Below are 18556 nucleotides of genomic sequence, written 5' to 3'. Positions count from 1 at the left end.
GAGGATGAGAAATTTTCTAAAGATGTCATATTCAAATAGGACAACGTCATACACATATAGTGTCCTGTGTTTGATTGAAAGAGCTTAATAAAATTGAAAAGGATAGGAAGTCCGGGAGGGGATCACTTGGAAAAGGTCGATATTTTCAAGGATATCGCTGAACGAACAGGAGGCGATATATACTTAGGAGTCGTAGGTGCTGTCCGTACAGGAAAATCCACGTTCATTAAAAAATTTATGGAGCTTGTGGTGCTCCCGAATATCAGTAACGAAGCAGACCGGGCCCGAGCGCAGGATGAACTGCCGCAGAGCGCAGCCGGCAAAACCATTATGACTACAGAGCCTAAATTTGTTCCGAATCAGGCGATGTCTGTTCATGTGTCAGACGGACTCGATGTGAATATAAGATTAGTAGATTGTGTAGGTTACACAGTGCCCGGCGCTAAAGGATATGAAGATGAAAACGGGCCGCGGATGATCAATACGCCTTGGTACGAAGAACCGATCCCATTTCATGAGGCTGCTGAAATCGGCACACGAAAAGTCATTCAAGAACACTCGACCATCGGAGTTGTCATTACGACAGACGGCACCATTGGAGATATCGCCAGAAGTGACTATATAGAGGCTGAAGAAAGAGTCATTGAAGAGCTGAAAGAGGTTGGCAAACCTTTTATTATGGTCATCAACTCAGTCAGGCCGTATCACCCGGAAACGGAAGCCATGCGCCAGGATTTAAGCGAAAAATATGATATCCCGGTATTGGCAATGAGTGTAGAGAGCATGCGGGAATCAGATGTGCTGAATGTGCTCAGAGAGGCCCTCTACGAGTTTCCGGTGCTAGAAGTGAATGTCAATCTCCCAAGCTGGGTAATGGTGCTGAAAGAAAACCATTGGCTGCGTGAAAGCTATCAGGAGTCCGTGAAGGAAACGGTTAAGGATATTAAACGGCTCCGGGACGTAGACAGGGTTGTCGGCCAATTCAGCGAGTTTGAATTCATTGAAAGTGCCGGATTAGCCGGAATTGAGTTGGGCCAAGGGGTGGCAGAAATTGATTTGTACGCGCCGGATCATCTATATGATCAAATTCTAAAAGAAGTTGTGGGCGTCGAAATCAGAGGAAGAGACCATCTGCTTGAGCTCATGCAAGACTTCGCCCATGCGAAAACAGAATATGATCAAGTGTCTGATGCCTTAAAAATGGTCAAACAGACGGGATACGGCATTGCAGCGCCTGCTTTAGCTGATATGAGTCTCGATGAGCCGGAAATTATAAGGCAGGGCTCGCGATTCGGTGTGAGGCTGAAAGCTGTCGCTCCGTCGATCCATATGATCAAAGTCGATGTCGAAAGCGAATTCGCCCCGATTATCGGAACGGAAAAACAAAGTGAAGAGCTTGTACGCTATTTAATGCAGGACTTTGAGGATGATCCGCTCTCCATCTGGAATTCCGATATTTTCGGAAGGTCGTTGAGCTCAATTGTGAGAGAAGGGATTCAGGCAAAGCTGTCATTAATGCCTGAAAACGCACGGTATAAATTAAAAGAAACATTAGAAAGAATCATAAACGAAGGCTCTGGCGGCTTAATCGCCATCATCCTGTAATACCGGTAGACCTCTTTATAGAATAGGAGGTCTTTTTTCTTTGCTCTTAATAATGGAAAAGGATCAAGGAATAGGATGAAAAAAGGAAAAAAAGGAATATTTGTTCGGTAAATCATCTTAAATCCTTGACGAGCAAGGGATTGACGCTTTAAAATGCTTGATATGGCTTTTTATATGTGTTACTCTACATACAGAAATTCTTCACTTTGTTGGACAAACATTCCTCAGAGTGCAGTTTTTCTTAAAAAGCCGTTTAATTGTCTTTCTCTTGCCTGCTCTCATTTTTTTCTGAGACAGGTTTAGAATCAGACTGAACTGTGAAGAAATGATAATAAACGAACTGAATGTATCCTTTTGGGAGGAGGTGAAAGGCATGAACAAAACAGAACTTATCAATGCGGTTGCAGAAGCAAGCGAATTGTCTAAAAAAGACGCTACAAAAGCAGTTGACTCTGTTTTTGATACGATCTTAGATGCACTTAAAAACGGTGATAAAATCCAACTGATCGGTTTTGGTAACTTCGAGGTGCGTGAACGTTCTGCACGTAAAGGACGCAATCCTCAAACAGGTGAAGAAATCGAAATTCCAGCAAGCAAAGTACCTGCTTTCAAACCAGGTAAAGCGCTTAAAGACGCAGTTGCCGGAAAATAATTGTGAATATAGATCGTGTATGCATCTAGCTTACATACACTTTATTTCTTCACAGAAAAGCCCCTTTCTAAGGGGCTTTTCATATTTCAAGAGCATGGGCTTCCTGACAGGGCATTCACTTTGCTTTTAGCGGGGCATATGTGCTAGAATCGAAATTAAATGTATTCATTGGTGGAGGACATAGAACATGAAAGAAGTTAATAAAGAGCAAATCGAACAAGCTGTTCGTCAAATTTTAGAAGCGATCGGAGAAGACCCGAATAGAGAAGGGCTTCTTGATACTCCGAAAAGAGTCGCAAAGATGTATGCCGAAGTATTCTCCGGCTTGAATGAAGATCCAAAAGAACATTTCCAGACTATCTTCGGTGAAAACCATGAGGAGCTTGTTCTTGTAAAAGATATCGCGTTTCATTCTATGTGTGAGCATCACCTTGTTCCCTTTTATGGAAAAGCACATGTTGCATATATCCCGCGAGGCGGAAAGGTCACAGGACTCAGCAAACTGGCACGTGCCGTTGAAGCCGTTGCAAAGCGCCCGCAGCTTCAGGAACGCATCACTTCTACAATTGCAGAAAGCATCGTAGAAACGCTTGATCCGCATGGCGTAATGGTAGTGGTTGAAGCGGAACATATGTGTATGACGATGCGCGGTGTAAGAAAACCGGGTGCGAAAACTGTGACTTCAGCAGTCAGAGGCGTTTTTAAAGATGATGCCGCTGCCCGTGCAGAAGTATTGGAACATATTAAACGCCAGGACTAATAAAGATAGAGGGTGCTATAAATGAATCAAAAGCATTCAAGTGATTTTGTCGTCATTAAAGCCGTTGAGGACGGAGTGAATGTGATCGGCCTGACAAGAGGAACAGACACAAAGTTTCACCATTCCGAAAAACTCGACAAGGGAGAAGTGATCATCGCTCAGTTTACAGAGCATACTTCTGCCATTAAAGTCAGAGGAGAGGCACTGATTCAAACCGCGTACGGAGAAATGAAAAGCGAAAAAAAATAAGCTGGCTGTCCCCGCTGTTAAAAGCAAATGCTCGCAAACAGCGGGAGGATACAGCCAATTTCTTTTTTTTATGCTATAATGATACCTGCGTAAGCGAATGAAAAGATAAAACTCATACATAGATTAAGAAATAAATGTGAATTTGGGGACAAGGGTGATATTTTTGCAAGACATCTACGGAACTTTAGCCAATCTGAACACGAAATTAAAACAAAAGCTGTCTCATCCTTATTTAGCGAAGCATATTTCTGCGCCGAAAATTGATGAGGATAAGCTTCTTCTTTTTCATGCTTTATTTGAAGAAGCTGCCATAAAAAACAACGACAGAGAAAATTATATTGTAACAGCGATGCTTGTACAAAGCGCCCTTGATACCCATGATGAAGTGACGACAGCTAGAGTCATAAAACGAGACGAAAACAAAAACCGCCAATTGACTGTTCTCGCGGGCGATTATTTCAGCGGGCTGTACTACTCTTTACTATCTGAAATGAAGGATATCTACATGATTCGGACGCTTGCTACAGCCATTAAAGAAATCAACGAACATAAAATTCGTCTATATGACCGTTCTTTCAAGGACGAAAACGATTTTTTCGAAAGTGTCGGCATCGTTGAATCAGCTTTATTCCATCGTGTGGCGGAACACTTCAACCTCCCGCGCTGGAAAAAGCTGTCGAGTGATTTTTTTGTATTTAAGCGGCTTATGAACGGAAATGATGCATTTCTGGATGTGATCGGCAGTTTTATACAGCTGGGAAAAACAAAAGAAGAGATATTAGAAGATTGTTTTAAAAAAGCGAAAAACAGCATTGAGTCACTTCTGCCTCTAAATTCACCTATTCAGAACATTTTAATAAACCGTCTGAAGACAATCAGCCAAGATCAAACCTATCATCAGAAAGTGGAAGAAGGGTAAACCATTATGCAGGACTCAAAAGAACAGCGCGTACACGGAGTATTTGAAAAAATATATAAAAACTATGACCAAATGAACTCTGTCATCAGTTTTCAGCAGCATAAAAAATGGCGCGACAAAACGATGCGCATCATGAATGTAAAAGAAGGCGCAAAAGCACTTGATGTCTGCTGCGGAACGGCTGACTGGACGATCGCTCTTGCAAAAGCGGCCGGCAAAAGCGGCGAGATCAAGGGCTTGGATTTCAGTGAAAATATGCTGAGTGTCGGCGAGCAGAAAGTAAAAGACGGCGGATTCAGCCAAATTGAACTGCTGCATGGAAATGCGATGGAGCTTCCTTTTGATGATGATACATTTGATTATGTCACCATTGGCTTCGGACTCCGCAATGTCCCTGATTACTTGACTGTACTGAAAGAGATGAGACGTGTAGTGAAGCCGGGCGGGCAGGTGGTATGTCTGGAAACGTCCCAGCCGGAAATGTTCGGATTCAGACAGGCTTACTTTATGTACTTTAAGTACATTATGCCGTTTTTCGGGAAACTGTTTGCGAAGAGCTATAAAGAATATTCTTGGCTTCAAGAATCAGCCAGAGACTTTCCTGGAATGAAGGAACTGGCAGGCCTGTTTGAAGAGGCGGGCCTGAAAAATGTTAAATATCATTCGTTTACTGGCGGAGTCGCTGCCACGCATATCGGATGGAAATGAAAACACAGATGTTTGGGTGAATGATATGAAATTTAAAATGGCCTACTCTTTTTTAAATGACGATATTGATGTAATCGAGAGAGAACTTGAACAAACCGTACGTTCCGATTACCCGCTTTTAAGCGAGGCAGGTCTTCACTTGCTGCAGGCCGGAGGGAAACGTATTCGGCCTGTTTTCGTACTGCTTTCCGGCATGTTTGGCGATTACGATATTAATAAGATTAAATATGTCGCCGTCACTCTGGAAATGATTCACATGGCATCTTTGGTTCATGATGATGTCATTGATGATGCGGAGCTTCGCCGAGGAAAACCGACAATCAAAGCAAAGTGGGACAATCGTATTGCGATGTACACAGGCGATTATATGCTTGCGGGATCTCTTGAAATGATGACGAGAATTAACGAACCGAAAGCCCATAGGATTTTGTCACAGACGATCGTTGAAGTTTGTCTAGGGGAAATTGAGCAGATCAAAGACAAATACAACATGGAACAAAATCTCAGAACGTATCTTCGGCGTATCAAAAGAAAAACGGCTCTCTTGATCGCGGTCAGCTGCCAGCTCGGTGCCATTGCGTCTGGAGCTGATGAGAAGATTCATAAGGCATTGTACTGGTTTGGGTATTACGTCGGCATGTCTTATCAGATTATTGATGATATTCTTGATTTTACTTCAACTGAAGAAGAGCTGGGTAAACCCGTTGGAGGAGATTTGCTTCAAGGAAACGTCACATTGCCAGTGCTGTATGCCCTGAAAAATCCTGCATTAAAAAACCAGCTTAAATTGATTAACAGTGAGACAACGCAGGAACAGCTTGAACCAATCATTGAAGAAATCAAAAAAACAGATGCAATTGAAGCATCTATGGCAGTAAGCGAAATGTATCTGCAGAAAGCTTTTCAGAAATTAAACACGCTTCCTCGAGGGCGCGCACGCTCGTCTCTTGCAGCCATCGCAAAATATATCGGTAAAAGAAAATTTTAATTTTTGTAGATATTAAGAAATTTCTCCGCCCCGGATTGATTAATTATCAGAAAGATGTTACGATTTCGGTGTGCAGTGTGAAAGCCTATACATACATAATGATGGGGTGGAGAATATGATGGAAAAGACTTTTATCATGGTGAAACCAGACGGTGTCCAACGTCAGCTCATTGGGGACATTTTATCTAGATTCGAACGTAAGGGCTTACAATTAGCTGGCGCCAAGTTAATGAGAGTGACTGAACAAATGGCTGAGAAACACTACGCCGAACATCAAGGAAAGCCTTTCTTCGGAGAGCTCGTTGAGTTTATTACTTCAGGACCTGTATTCGCAATGGTGTGGGAAGGCGAAAATGTCATTGAAGTGACGAGACAGCTGATCGGGAAAACAAACCCTAAAGAAGCTTTACCTGGTACGATTCGTGGGGATTATGGCATGTTTGTCGGAAAAAACATCATCCACGGCTCTGATTCTCTCGAAAGTGCAGAACGCGAGATTAACATTTTCTTTAAGAATGAAGAATTAGTATCATATCAACAGCTTATGGCAGGCTGGATCTATTAATCATTGTGAAAATAAGTAACAGAGCCGGCATCATATAATGCCGCCGGTTTTTGATCTGTTTTGTAAAGGTTTACATTAAAGTGAATAAAGGGTTGAATGGCAGTGTGCATCAGACCTCTGCCTTTCCCAACGATCTAAAATCAGCTGAAAAGCTGATTTTTTTATTGAAACAATACAATTTCCTGATAAAACAAGCTATACTAGGACAAAAAGACAGCGAGACTGGGAGAGTAGAGATGGATACATACAGCGTATTTACAACGAAATGGAAACAATTAACCGGAGTCGATTTAACACTATATAAAGAAGCACAAATGAAGAGAAGGCTAACGTCACTTTATGAGAAAAAGGGGTTCCAAAGCTTTAAGGACTTTGCGGCGGCATTGGAAAAGGATCAAGCTCTCTTAAATGAAACGTTGGACAGAATGACGATCAATGTTTCAGAATTTTATCGTAATTATAAAAGATGGGAAGTTCTTGAGACTGCAATTCTGCCGTTAATCAAAACCTCTAGGCCTTTAAAGATTTGGAGTGCCGCCTGCTCAACGGGGGAGGAGCCATACACACTTGCCATGCTTTTGGACCAGCAAAAAGGTCTTCCGGGCTATCAGATTTTGGCGACGGATATTGATGAAAAAGCATTGGAAAAAGCGAAAAAAGGTGTTTATCAGGAGCGGTCTTTACAGGAAGTGCCGCTCTCTGTGAAAGATCGTTATTTTACGCAAAACGCAAATAGAAGTTATGAAGTGAAACCGGAAATCAAAAAGAATATTACATTCAAAAAGCACAATTTGCTGGCGGATCGTTATGAACAAGACTTTGACTTAATCGTGTGCCGCAATGTATTTATTTATTTTACAGAAAGCGCGAAGGAAGAGCTGTATTTAAAAATGGCACATAGCTTGAAGAAGAATGGAGTTCTTTTTGTCGGCAGCACCGAGCAAATCTTCAACCCCGAGAAATTTGGCCTAGTACCAGCCGATACATTCTTTTATCAAAAAAGATAGACTGACTTTTTGCTGAAAAATATGTTATAGTAGTCTTACTTAAAAGCGTTAATGCGATGAAGGGAGAAGAAGTCATGAGATATTTAACAGCCGGAGAATCACACGGCCCCCAACTGACAACCATTATTGAGGGTGTACCTGCCGGGCTTTACATAACGGAGGAAGATATCAATTTTGAGCTTGCCAGACGCCAAAAAGGACACGGCCGCGGCCGCCGCATGCAGATCGAAAAAGACCAGGCCAAAATTATGAGCGGGGTGCGCCATGCACGTACACTCGGTTCACCAATTGCTCTCGTAGTTGAAAATAACGATTGGAAGCATTGGACAAAAATCATGGGCGCCGCTCCGATTACAGAAGATGAAGAAAAGGAAATGAAGCGCCAGATTTCCAGACCGAGACCTGGGCACGCTGACTTAAACGGTGCAATTAAATATAATCATCGTGATATGAGAAATGTGCTTGAGCGTTCTTCAGCAAGGGAAACAACTGTCAGAGTGGCGGCAGGGGCTGTAGCTAAAAAGATTCTTTCTGAGCTTGGCATTAAGGTGGCGGGCCACGTGTTGCAAATTGGCGCTGTTAAAGCTGAAAAAACAGAATATACGTCAATTGAAGACCTGCAGCGCGTAACGGAAGAGTCTCCTGTCAGATGCTACGATGAAGAGGCAGGCAAAAAAATGATGGCTGCCATTGATGAAGCAAAGGCAAACGGAGATTCCATCGGCGGAATAGTAGAAGTCATTGTCGAGGGAATGCCGGTAGGCGTGGGCAGCTATGTCCATTATGACCGCAAGCTGGATAGCAAGCTTGCTGCCGCTGTTCTGTCAATTAACGCATTTAAAGGTGTGGAATTCGGCATCGGATTTGAGGCGGCAGGGCGAAATGGAAGCGAAGTCCATGACGAGATCATTTGGGACGAGGAAAAAGGATACACCCGTGCTACTAACAGACTTGGCGGACTGGAAGGCGGCATGACGACAGGGATGCCAATCGTTGTCCGCGGAGTCATGAAGCCGATTCCGACTTTGTATAAACCGCTGAAAAGTGTCGATATTGAAACGAAAGAACCATTTTCCGCCAGCATTGAACGTTCAGACAGCTGTGCTGTTCCTGCGGCAAGTGTAGTCGCTGAAGCGGCTGTCGCTTGGGAAATTGCGAACGCAGTCGTTGAACAATTCGGATTAGATCAAATTGACCGCATTAAAGAAAATGTGGAGAATATGAGAAAACTGTCGAGGGAATTTTAATGAAGACACTGCATGTTCAAACTGCTTCCTCGTCATATCCTGTTTTTATCGGACAAGGTATCAGAAAAAAGGCTTGCGAACTATTAACCTCGCTAGACAGGCCATTAACACGCATTATGCTTGTTACCGATGAAGAAGTGGATCGCCTGTACGGTGATGAAATGCTTCACCTGCTCGAAGAAAAATGGCCTGTGAAAAAAGTGACGGTGCCGAGCGGAGAGCAGGCGAAATCAATGGATATGTACACGAAGCTGCAGAGTGAAGCGATTCGATTTCATATGGATCGCTCCTCATGCATCATCGCATTCGGTGGCGGTGTTGTAGGGGATCTTGCCGGTTTTGTGGCTGCCACTTTTATGCGGGGCATTGATTTCATTCAAATGCCTACGACGCTCTTGGCGCATGACAGCGCAGTCGGAGGAAAAGTAGCCGTGAACCATCCGCTTGGAAAAAATCTAATCGGTGCGTTTTATCAGCCGAAAGCCGTGCTCTATGATACAGATTTCCTGCGTTCTCTGCCTGAAAAAGAGCTTCGGTCCGGAATGGCAGAAGTGATCAAACACGCTTTTATCTATGACAGAGCGTTTCTGGAGGAGCTGCTGAATATCCACTCACTGCGTGATATCACCAATGATCAGCTGAAAGACATGATTTTTAAAGGCATTTCAATTAAAGCGTCTGTCGTTCAGCAGGATGAAAAAGAAGAGGGGATAAGAGCTTACTTAAACTTCGGGCATACGCTCGGTCATGCCGTTGAGGCGGAATATGGATACGGGCAGATCACTCACGGTGATGCCGTAGCCCTCGGAATGCAGTTTGCTTTATATATAAGCGAAAAGACTGTAGGCTGTGAAATGGACAGAAAACGTTTGGTCAGCTGGCTAAAAAGCCTGGGTTATCCAAGTCAAATCAGAAAAGAGACGGAAACTTCGGTTCTCTTGGACCGTATGATGAATGATAAGAAAACCCGTGGCGGGAAGATTCAGTTTATTGTGCTCAACGAATTAGGGAAAGTTGCTGATCATACCTTTTCCAGAAATGAACTTGAGTGCTGGCTGAACAAATGGCGATTGGAGGAGACATCATGATGATTCGCGGAATTCGCGGAGCAACTACAGTTGAACGGGATACTGAAGAAGAAATTTTACAAAAAACAAAACAGCTGTTAGAGAAAATCATAGAAGAAAATCATACAAAACCGGAAGATGTTGTTCAAATGCTTCTTTCGGCTACACCTGACTTGCATGCTGTTTTCCCGGCAAAAGCTGTTCGCGAGCTTTCAGGATGGCAGTATGTACCGGTAACATGTATGCAGGAAATGGACGTAACAGGCGGTCTGAAAAAGTGCATAAGAGTCATGATGACGGTCCAGACAGATGTCCCTCAGGATCAGATCAGACATGTATATTTAGAAAAAGCTGTCGTATTGAGGCCCGATTTATCATTGACAAAAAATACTGAATTGTAATACGATAAGAATAGCTTAGAAATACACAAGAGTGTGTATAAAGCGATTAGAATGAGTTGAGTTAGAGAATAGGGTAGCAGAGAATGAGTTTAGTTGAGCTGAGACATGTATGTTTATTCTACCCAAAAGAAGTCTTTCTTTTGGGTTTATTTGTTATATAGTATTTTATCCTCTCATGCCATCTTCTCATTCTCCTTGCCATAAGGAGTGAGAGCAATGAATTTCCAATCAAACATTTCCGCATTTTTAGAGGACAGCTTGTCCCACCACACGATACCGATTGTGGAGACCTTCACAGTCGATACACTGACACCCATTCAAATGATAGAGAAGCTTGACAGGGAGATTACGTATCTTCTTGAAAGCAAGGACGATACATCCACTTGGTCCAGATATTCGTTTATCGGCCTGCATCCATTTCTCACAATTAAAGAAGAGCAGGGCCGTTTTTCGGCCGCTGATCAGGACAGCAAATCTCTTTACACAGGAAATGAACTAAAAGAAGTGCTGAACTGGATGAATACCACATACAAAATCAAAACACCTCAGCTTGGCATTCCTTTTGTCGGCGGAGCTGTCGGGTACTTAAGCTATGATATGATCCCGCTGATTGAGCCTTCTGTTCCTTCGCATACAAAAGAAACAGACATGGAAAAGTGTATGCTGTTTGTTTGCCGGACATTAATTGCGTATGATCATGAAACCAAAAACGTCCACTTTATCCAATATGCAAGACTCACTGGAGAGGAAACAGAAAACGAAAAAATGGATGTTTTCCATCAAAATCATCTAGAGCTTCAAAATCTCATTGAAAAAATGATGGACCAAAAAAACATAAAAGAGCTGTTTCTCTCTGCTGATTCATACAAGACGCCCAGCTTTGAGACGGTATCTTCTAATTATGAAAAATCGGCTTTTATGGCTGATGTAGAAAAAATCAAAAGCTATATAAAAGCAGGCGATATCTTTCAGGGCGTTTTGTCACAAAAATTTGAGGTTCCGATAAAAGCAGATGCTTTTGAGTTATACCGAGTGCTTAGGATCATCAATCCTTCTCCGTATATGTATTATATGAAACTGCAAGACAGAGAAATAGTCGGCAGCTCTCCGGAACGGTTAATACACGTTCAAGACGGGCACTTAGAAATCCACCCGATTGCCGGTACGAGAAAACGCGGTGCAGACAAAGCTGAAGATGAGAGACTGAAGGTTGAGCTCATGAAGGATGAAAAAGAAAAAGCGGAGCATTACATGCTCGTTGATCTTGCCCGAAACGATATCGGCAGAGTAGCAGAGTATGGTTCTGTTTCTGTGCCGGAGTTCACAAAAATTGTTTCCTTTTCACATGTCATGCACATTATCTCGGTGGTTACAGGCCGATTGAAAAAAGGGGTTCATCCTGTCGATGCACTGATGTCTGCTTTCCCGGCGGGGACCTTAACAGGCGCACCCAAAATCCGTGCCATGCAGCTTTTGCAAGAGCTCGAGCCAACACCGAGAGAGACATACGGAGGGTGTATTGCCTACATTGGGTTTGACGGGAATATCGACTCTTGTATAACGATTCGCACGATGAGTGTAAAGAACGGTGTTGCATCGATACAGGCAGGTGCTGGCATTGTTGCTGATTCTGTTCCGGAAGCCGAATACGAAGAAAGCTGTAATAAAGCCGGTGCGCTGCTGAAAACGATTCATATTGCAGAAGACATGTTTCATAGCAAGGAGGATAAAGCTGATGAACAGATTTCTACAATTGTGCGTTGACGGAAAAACCCTTACTGCCGGTGAGGCTGAAACGCTGATGAATATGATGATGGCAGCGGAAATGACTCCTTCTGAAATGGGTGGTATATTGTCTATTCTTGCTCATCGGGGAGAGACGCCAGAAGAGCTTACAGGTTTTGTGAAGGCAATGCGGGCACACGCTCTTACAGTCGATGGACTTCCTGATATTGTTGATACATGCGGAACAGGGGGAGACGGTATTTCCACTTTTAATATCTCAACGGCCTCGGCAATTGTTGCCTCGGCAGCTGGCGCGAAAATCGCTAAGCATGGCAATCGCTCTGTCTCTTCTAAAAGCGGAAGCGCTGATGTTTTAGAGGAGCTAGAGGTTTCTATTCAAACCACTCCCGAAAAGGTCAAAAGCAGCATTGAAACAAACAATATGGGATTTCTTTTTGCGCCGCTTTACTATTCGTCTATGAAACATGTAGCAGGTACTAGAAAAGAGCTAGGTTTCAGAACGGTATTTAATCTGCTTGGACCGCTCAGCAATCCTTTACAGGCGAAGCGTCAGGTGATTGGGGTCTATTCTGTTGAAAAAGCTGGACTGATGGCAAGCGCACTGGAGACGTTTCAGCCGAAGCACGTCATGTTTGTATCAAGCCGTGACGGTTTAGATGAGCTTTCAATTACAGCACCGACCGACGTGATTGAATTAAAGGACGGAGAGCGCCGGGAATATACCGTTTCACCCGAAGATTTCGGTTTCACAAATGGCAGACTTGAAGATTTACAGGTGCAGTCACCGAAAGAGAGCGCCTATCTCATTCAGAATATTTTTAAAAATAAAAGCAGCAGTTCCGCTTTATCTATTACGGCCTTTAATGCGGGTGCTGCGATTTACACGGCGGGAATTACCGCCTCACTGAAGGAAGGAACGGAGCTGGCGTTAGAGACGATTACAAGCGGAGGCGCTGCCGCGCAGCTTGAACGACTAAAGCAGAAAGAGGAAGAGATCTATGCTTGAAAAAATCATCAAACAAAAGAAAGAAGAAGTGAAAACACTGGTTCTGCCGGTAGAGCAGCCTTTCGAGAAACGTTCATTTAAGGAGGCGCTGGCAAGCCCGAATCGGTTTATCGGGTTGATTGCCGAAGTGAAGAAAGCATCGCCGTCAAAGGGGCTTATTAAAGAGGATTTTGTGCCTGTGCAGATTGCAAAAGACTATGAGGATGCGAAGGCAGATGCGATTTCTGTTTTAACAGACACCCCGTTTTTTCAAGGGGAAAACAGCTATTTATCAGACGTGAAGCGTGCTGTTTCGATCCCTGTACTTAGAAAAGATTTTATTATTGATTCTCTTCAAGTAGAGGAATCAAGAAGAGTCGGAGCGGATGCCATATTGTTAATCGGCGAGGTGCTTGATCCCTTACACCTTCATGAATTATATCTTGAAGCAGGTGAAAAGGGGATGGACGTGTTAGTGGAGGTTCATGACGCATCAACGCTAGAACAAATATTGAAAGAGTTCACACCCGACATTCTCGGCGTAAATAATCGAAACCTAAAAACGTTTGAAACATCTGTAAAGCAGACAGAACAAATCGCATCTCTCGTTCCGAAAGAATCCTTGCTTGTCAGCGAAAGCGGAATCGGTTCTTTAGAACATTTAACATTTGTCAATGAACATGGGGCAAGAGCTGTACTTATCGGTGAATCATTGATGAGACAAACTTCTCAGCGTAAAGCAATCCATGCTTTGTTTGGGGAGTGAGGTTGTGAAGAAACCGGCATTAAAATATTGCGGTATTCGGTCACTAAAGGATTTGCAGCTTGCGGCGGAATCACAGGCTGATTACATAGGATTTATTTTTGCTGAAAGCAAACGAAAAGTATCTCCGCAAGATGTGAAAAAATGGCTGAACCAAGTTCGTGTCGAAAAACAGGTTGCAGGTGTTTTTGTTAATGATTCAATAGAGATGATGTCACGTATTGCCAAGAGTCTGAAACTCGACGTCATTCAGCTTCACGGTGATGAAAAACCGGCGGATGCTGATGCGCTTCGCAAGCTGACAGGATGTGAAATATGGAAGGCGCTTCACCATCAGGATAACACAACTCAAGAAATAGCCCGCTTTAAAGATAATGTTGACGGCTTTGTGATTGATTCATCTGTAAAAGGGTCTAGAGGCGGAACTGGTGTTGCATTTTCTTGGGAATGTGTGCCGGAATATCAGCAGGCGGCTATTGGTAAACGCTGCTTTATCGCTGGCGGCGTGAATCCGGATAGCATCACAGGCCTATTGAAATGGCAGCCAGAAGGAATTGACCTTGCCAGCGGAATTGAAAAAAACGGACAAAAAGATCAGAATCTGATGAGGCTTTTAGAAGAAAGGATGAACCGATATGTATCCATATCCGAATGAAATAGGCAGATACGGTGATTTTGGCGGAAAGTTTGTTCCGGAAACACTCATGCAGCCGTTAGATGAAATAGAAACAGCATTTAAACAAATCAAGGATGATCCCGCTTTTCGTGAAGAGTATTATAAGCTGTTAAAGGACTATTCCGGACGGCCGACTGCATTAACATACGCTGATCGAGTCACTGAATACTTAGGCGGCGCGAAAATCTATTTGAAACGAGAAGATTTAAACCATACAGGTTCTCATAAAATCAATAATGCGCTAGGTCAAGCGCTGCTTGCTAAAAAAATGGGCAAAACGAAAATCATTGCTGAAACCGGTGCCGGCCAGCATGGCGTTGCCGCTGCAACAGTTGCAGCCAAATTCGGCTTTTCCTGTACTGTGTTTATGGGTGAAGAGGATGTTGCCCGCCAGTCTCTGAACGTTTTCCGCATGAAGCTTCTTGGAGCGGAGGTAGTGCCTGTAACAAGCGGAAACGGAACATTGAAGGATGCCACAAATGAGGCGATCCGGTACTGGGTTCAGCATTGTGAGGATCACTTTTATATGATTGGATCAGTTGTCGGCCCGCATCCTTATCCGCAAGTGGTCCGTGAATTTCAAAAAATGATCGGAGAGGAAGCGAAGGATCAGTTGAAACGTATTGAAGGCACTCTGCCTGATAAAGTAGTGGCATGTGTAGGCGGAGGAAGCAATGCGATGGGTATGTTTCAGGCATTTTTAAATGAAGATGTTGAACTGATCGGCGCTGAAGCAGCAGGAAAAGGAATTGATACGCCTCTTCATGCCGCCACTATTTCGAAAGGAACCGTAGGGGTTATTCACGGTTCATTGACTTATCTCATTCAGGATGAGTTCGGGCAAATTATTGAGCCCTACTCTATTTCAGCCGGTCTCGACTATCCTGGAATCGGTCCGGAGCACGCATACTTGCATAAAAGCGGCCGTGTCACTTATGACAGTATCACTGATGAAGAAGCGGTGGATGCATTAAAGCTTTTGTCAGAAAAAGAGGGGATTTTGCCGGCAATCGAATCTGCCCATGCGTTAGCGAAAGCATTCAAACTCGCCAAAGGAATGGATCGCGGTCAACTCATTCTCGTCTGTTTATCAGGACGGGGAGACAAGGATGTCAACACATTAATGAAGGTATTGGAAGAAGAGGTGAAAGCCCATGTTTAAATTGGATCTTCAACCATCAGAAAAATTGTTTATCCCGTTTATTACGGCGGGCGATCCAGTTCCTGAGGTTTCGATTGAACTGGCGAAGTCACTCCAAAAAGCAGGCGCCACTGCATTGGAGCTTGGTGTTGCATACTCTGACCCGCTTGCAGACGGTCCGGTGATCCAGAGGGCTTCAAAGCGGGCACTTGATCAAGGAATGAATATCGTAAAGGCAATCGAATTAGGCGGAGAAATGAAAAAAAACGGAGTGAATATTCCGATTATCCTCTTTACGTATTATAATCCTGTGTTACAATTGAACAAAGAATACTTTTTCGCTTTACTGCGGGAAAATCATATTGACGGTCTGCTTGTTCCGGATCTGCCACTAGAAGAAAGCAACAGCCTTCAAGAGGAATGTAAAAGCCATGAGGTGAAGTATATTTCTTTGGTTGCGCCGACAAGCGAAAGCCGTTTGAAAACCATTATTGAACAAGCTGAGGGCTTCGTCTACTGTGTGTCTTCTCTGGGTGTGACCGGTGTCCGCAATGAGTTCAATTCATCCGTGTACCCGTTCATTCGGACAGTGAAGAATCTCAGCACTGTTCCGGTTGCTGTAGGGTTCGGTATATCAAACCGTGAACAGGTCATAAAGATGAATGAAATTAGTGACGGTGTCGTAGTGGGAAGTGCGCTCGTCAGAAAAATAGAAGAATTAAAGGACCGGCTCATCAGCGCTGAAACGAGAAATCAGGCGCTGCAGGAGTTTGAGGATTATGCAATGGCGTTTGGCGGCTTGTACAGTTTAAAATGAGGTGACTGATTTGCGTATCAAAGAACATTTAAAACAGCTGAAGCCTTATCAGCCTGGAAAGCCGATTGAAGCAGTGAAATCAGAATATGGCTTGGACAAAGTTGTGAAGCTTGCTTCAAACGAGAATCCTTACGGCTGTTCAGAGGCTGCAAAAGAGGCGCTTCATCATGAGATTCAACAGCTAGCCCTTTACCCGGACGGGTATAGCGCCGCTTTGCGGACAAGGCTCAGTAAGCACCTCGATGTCAGCGAAACATCACTTATTTTCGGCAACGGTTCTGATGAAATCATTCAGATCATCTGCCGGGCATTTCTAAACAATAAAACCAATACGATCACTGCTGCCCCGACTTTTCCGCAATATAAACATAATGCGGTTATTGAAGGTGCTGAAGTACGTGAAATTGCACTTCGTCCCGACGGCTCACATGATTTAGACGCCATGTTAGAAGCCATCGACGAACAGACACAAGTCGTTTGGATATGCAGCCCGAATAATCCGACTGGCACTTATACATCTGAAGGAGAATTACTCGCATTTCTGGAGCGCGTTCCTTCACGTGTCCTTGTTGTTCTTGACGAAGCATATTATGAATATGTAACAGCAGAGGATTACCCGGAAACCGTGCCGCTCTTAAGCAAGTTTTCCAATTTGATGATTTTGCGCACATTTTCAAAGGCATACGGTCTGGCAGCGCTCAGAGTCGGATACGGAATTGCTGACGAGAACCTGATTCGCCAGATTGAGCCGGCGAGAGAGCCGTTTAATACGAGCCGTCTGGGCCAGGCTGCGGCGATTGCCGCACTTGATGATCAAGCGTTTATTGCTTCCTGTGTTGAGCAAAATAATGCAGGCCTTCAGCAGTATTATGATTTTGTGAAAACTCATGGTTTAAAGTGCTACCCTTCACAGACAAATTTTGTGTTAATTGACTTTAAACGCCCTGCTGATGAACTGTTTCAGGCTCTGCTGGAAAAAGGCTATATCGTCCGGTCAGGAAATGCATTAGGTTTCCCGACATCACTCCGGATTACGATCGGAACAAAAGAGCAAAATGAAGAAATACTTGCCATTTTAGCTGAAATTTTATAAGAGGTGATCAAATATCACCTCTTTAGTCTATAAACCAGGTGATGACGTATGAATCAAATGAAAGATACAATATTGCTCGCCGGTCTCGGATTGATAGGCGGTTCGATTGCCCTAGCCATCAAAAAAAATCATCCCGGCAAACGGATTATCGGAATCGACATCTCTGATGAACAGGCGGTAGCGGCATTAAAATTAGGTGTGATAGACGATCGTGCTGATTCGTTTATTAGCGGTGCGAAAGAGGCAGCTACAGTAATCATTGCGACACCTGTTGAACAAACACTGGTTATGCTTGAAGAGCTGGCTCATTCAGGAATTGAACATGAGCTTTTGATTACGGATGTAGGAAGCACAAAGCAAAAAGTGGTTGATTACGCTGATCAAGTGCTGCCTAGCCGCTATCAATTTGTCGGAGGACATCCGATGGCGGGTTCACATAAATCAGGAGTGGCCGCTGCGAAGGAGTTCCTGTTTGAAAATGCATTTTATATTTTAACGCCAGGCCAGAAAACGGACAAACAAGCTGTGGAACAGTTAAAAAACCTGCTGAAGGGGACGAATGCCCATTTTGTGGAAATGTCGCCGGAGGAGCATGATGGCGTTACAAGTGTAATCAGTCATTTTCCGCATATTGTAGCAGCCAGTCTTGTTCACCAAACCCATCATTCGGAAAACCTGTATCCGCTTGTTAAGCGTTTTGCTGCCGGCGGGTTCAGAGATATTACAAGGATTGCATCAAGCAGCCCGGCAATGTGGCGGGATATTTTATTACATAATAAAGATAAAATCTTAGACCGTTTTGATGAGTGGATTCGTGAAATTGACAAGATCCGTACATATGTAGAACAAGAAGATGCGGAAAATCTATTTCGTTATTTTAAAACAGCCAAGGATTATCGCGACGGGCTGCCGCTTCGGCAGAAGGGAGCGATACCTGCATTTTATGATTTATATGTGGATGTACCCGATCATCCGGGTGTAATATCCGAGATAACAGCGATCTTAGCTGCGGAGCGCATCAGTATCACGAATATCCGCATTATCGAAACACGAGAGGATATTAACGGGATTTTAAGGATCAGTTTTCAGTCTGATGACGACCGCAAAAGGGCAGAACAATGCATTGAAGCCCGGGCGGAATATGAAACTTTTTATGCTGATTGAGGT

20 protein-coding genes are annotated in these 18556 nt (G+C 43.7%); all 20 read left to right on the top strand.

Annotated features, from left to right (window positions below; genetic code table 11):
- Positions 1-126 precede the first annotated feature (126 nt).
- Positions 127-1605, top strand: a complete 1479-nt coding sequence (gene spoIVA, locus MHH79_RS11335; RefSeq protein WP_014480131.1) for a stage IV sporulation protein A — start codon at positions 127-129, stop codon at positions 1603-1605.
- Between the two features lie 373 nt (positions 1606-1978).
- On the top strand, positions 1979-2257 hold the full coding sequence (hbs, locus tag MHH79_RS11330; RefSeq protein WP_003153447.1) for a non-specific DNA-binding protein Hbs: 279 nt from the start codon (positions 1979-1981) through the stop codon (positions 2255-2257).
- 187 nt (positions 2258-2444) lie between these two features.
- A complete protein-coding gene (gene folE, locus MHH79_RS11325; protein WP_003225516.1) occupies positions 2445-3017 on the top strand; it encodes a GTP cyclohydrolase I FolE in 573 nt (190 codons plus the stop codon).
- Between the two features lie 21 nt (positions 3018-3038).
- A complete protein-coding gene (gene mtrB / locus MHH79_RS11320) occupies positions 3039-3266 on the top strand; it encodes a trp RNA-binding attenuation protein MtrB (protein WP_003230576.1) in 228 nt (75 codons plus the stop codon).
- A gap of 163 nt (positions 3267-3429) precedes the next feature.
- The gene (gene hepS / locus MHH79_RS11315) at positions 3430-4185 is read left to right on the top strand and encodes a heptaprenyl diphosphate synthase component 1 (RefSeq protein ID WP_015483384.1); all 756 of its coding nucleotides are present in this window, start codon (positions 3430-3432) and stop codon (positions 4183-4185) included.
- A 6-nt stretch (positions 4186-4191) separates the two neighbouring features.
- Entirely contained in the window at positions 4192-4893 is a 702-nt protein-coding gene (gene menG, locus MHH79_RS11310; RefSeq protein ID WP_003230580.1) for a demethylmenaquinone methyltransferase, read from the top strand.
- 25 nt (positions 4894-4918) lie between these two features.
- Entirely contained in the window at positions 4919-5881 is a 963-nt protein-coding gene (gene hepT / locus MHH79_RS11305; RefSeq protein ID WP_003246013.1) for a heptaprenyl diphosphate synthase component II, read from the top strand.
- A gap of 115 nt (positions 5882-5996) precedes the next feature.
- Complete coding sequence (gene ndk, locus MHH79_RS11300; protein WP_010886554.1) at positions 5997-6446, top strand: nucleoside-diphosphate kinase; 450 nt, start codon at positions 5997-5999, stop codon at positions 6444-6446.
- Positions 6447-6682: 236 nt separating this feature from the next.
- Positions 6683-7453: a protein-glutamate O-methyltransferase CheR gene (gene cheR, locus MHH79_RS11295; protein WP_014477188.1), complete on the top strand. Its 771-nt coding sequence runs from the start codon at positions 6683-6685 to the stop codon at positions 7451-7453.
- Between the two features lie 74 nt (positions 7454-7527).
- Positions 7528-8700, top strand: coding sequence for a chorismate synthase (gene aroC, locus MHH79_RS11290; protein ID WP_015483382.1), 1173 nt, complete (start codon positions 7528-7530; stop codon positions 8698-8700).
- Complete coding sequence (aroB, locus tag MHH79_RS11285; RefSeq protein WP_047182809.1) at positions 8700-9788, top strand: 3-dehydroquinate synthase; 1089 nt, start codon at positions 8700-8702, stop codon at positions 9786-9788. Before aroC ends, aroB begins: the two co-directional genes overlap by 1 nt.
- The gene (aroH, locus tag MHH79_RS11280) at positions 9785-10168 is read left to right on the top strand and encodes a chorismate mutase (RefSeq protein ID WP_004398675.1); all 384 of its coding nucleotides are present in this window, start codon (positions 9785-9787) and stop codon (positions 10166-10168) included. Before aroB ends, aroH begins: the two co-directional genes overlap by 4 nt.
- 216 nt (positions 10169-10384) lie before the next feature.
- Entirely contained in the window at positions 10385-11932 is a 1548-nt protein-coding gene (gene trpE, locus MHH79_RS11275) for an anthranilate synthase component I (protein ID WP_181219677.1), read from the top strand.
- Positions 11904-12920 (top strand): anthranilate phosphoribosyltransferase, encoded by a 1017-nt coding sequence (trpD, locus tag MHH79_RS11270; protein ID WP_100506340.1) that lies wholly within the window; start codon positions 11904-11906, stop codon positions 12918-12920. Before trpE ends, trpD begins: the two co-directional genes overlap by 29 nt.
- A complete protein-coding gene (gene trpC, locus MHH79_RS11265) occupies positions 12913-13665 on the top strand; it encodes an indole-3-glycerol phosphate synthase TrpC (RefSeq protein ID WP_100506341.1) in 753 nt (250 codons plus the stop codon). The genes trpD and trpC overlap by 8 nt, the downstream gene beginning before the upstream one ends.
- Before the next feature lie 4 nt (positions 13666-13669).
- Positions 13670-14317 carry a phosphoribosylanthranilate isomerase gene (locus MHH79_RS11260; protein WP_100506342.1) on the top strand — a complete coding sequence of 216 codons (648 nt, stop codon included), beginning with the start codon at positions 13670-13672 and terminating at the stop codon, positions 14315-14317.
- Positions 14298-15500: a tryptophan synthase subunit beta gene (gene trpB / locus MHH79_RS11255; protein WP_015383968.1), complete on the top strand. Its 1203-nt coding sequence runs from the start codon at positions 14298-14300 to the stop codon at positions 15498-15500. The genes MHH79_RS11260 and trpB overlap by 20 nt, the downstream gene beginning before the upstream one ends.
- A complete protein-coding gene (gene trpA, locus MHH79_RS11250) occupies positions 15493-16296 on the top strand; it encodes a tryptophan synthase subunit alpha (protein WP_340034401.1) in 804 nt (267 codons plus the stop codon). Before trpB ends, trpA begins: the two co-directional genes overlap by 8 nt.
- A gap of 10 nt (positions 16297-16306) precedes the next feature.
- Positions 16307-17389 (top strand): histidinol-phosphate transaminase, encoded by a 1083-nt coding sequence (hisC, locus tag MHH79_RS11245; protein ID WP_021481538.1) that lies wholly within the window; start codon positions 16307-16309, stop codon positions 17387-17389.
- A gap of 48 nt (positions 17390-17437) precedes the next feature.
- Positions 17438-18553: a prephenate dehydrogenase gene (locus MHH79_RS11240; RefSeq protein ID WP_014480118.1), complete on the top strand. Its 1116-nt coding sequence runs from the start codon at positions 17438-17440 to the stop codon at positions 18551-18553.
- Positions 18554-18556 lie beyond the last annotated feature (3 nt).

This window comes from Bacillus sp. FSL K6-0993, assembly GCF_037977205.1.
GTDB classification, from domain to species: domain Bacteria; phylum Bacillota; class Bacilli; order Bacillales; family Bacillaceae; genus Bacillus; species Bacillus subtilis.
This window is presented reverse-complemented; position numbering and strand designations above follow the sequence as displayed.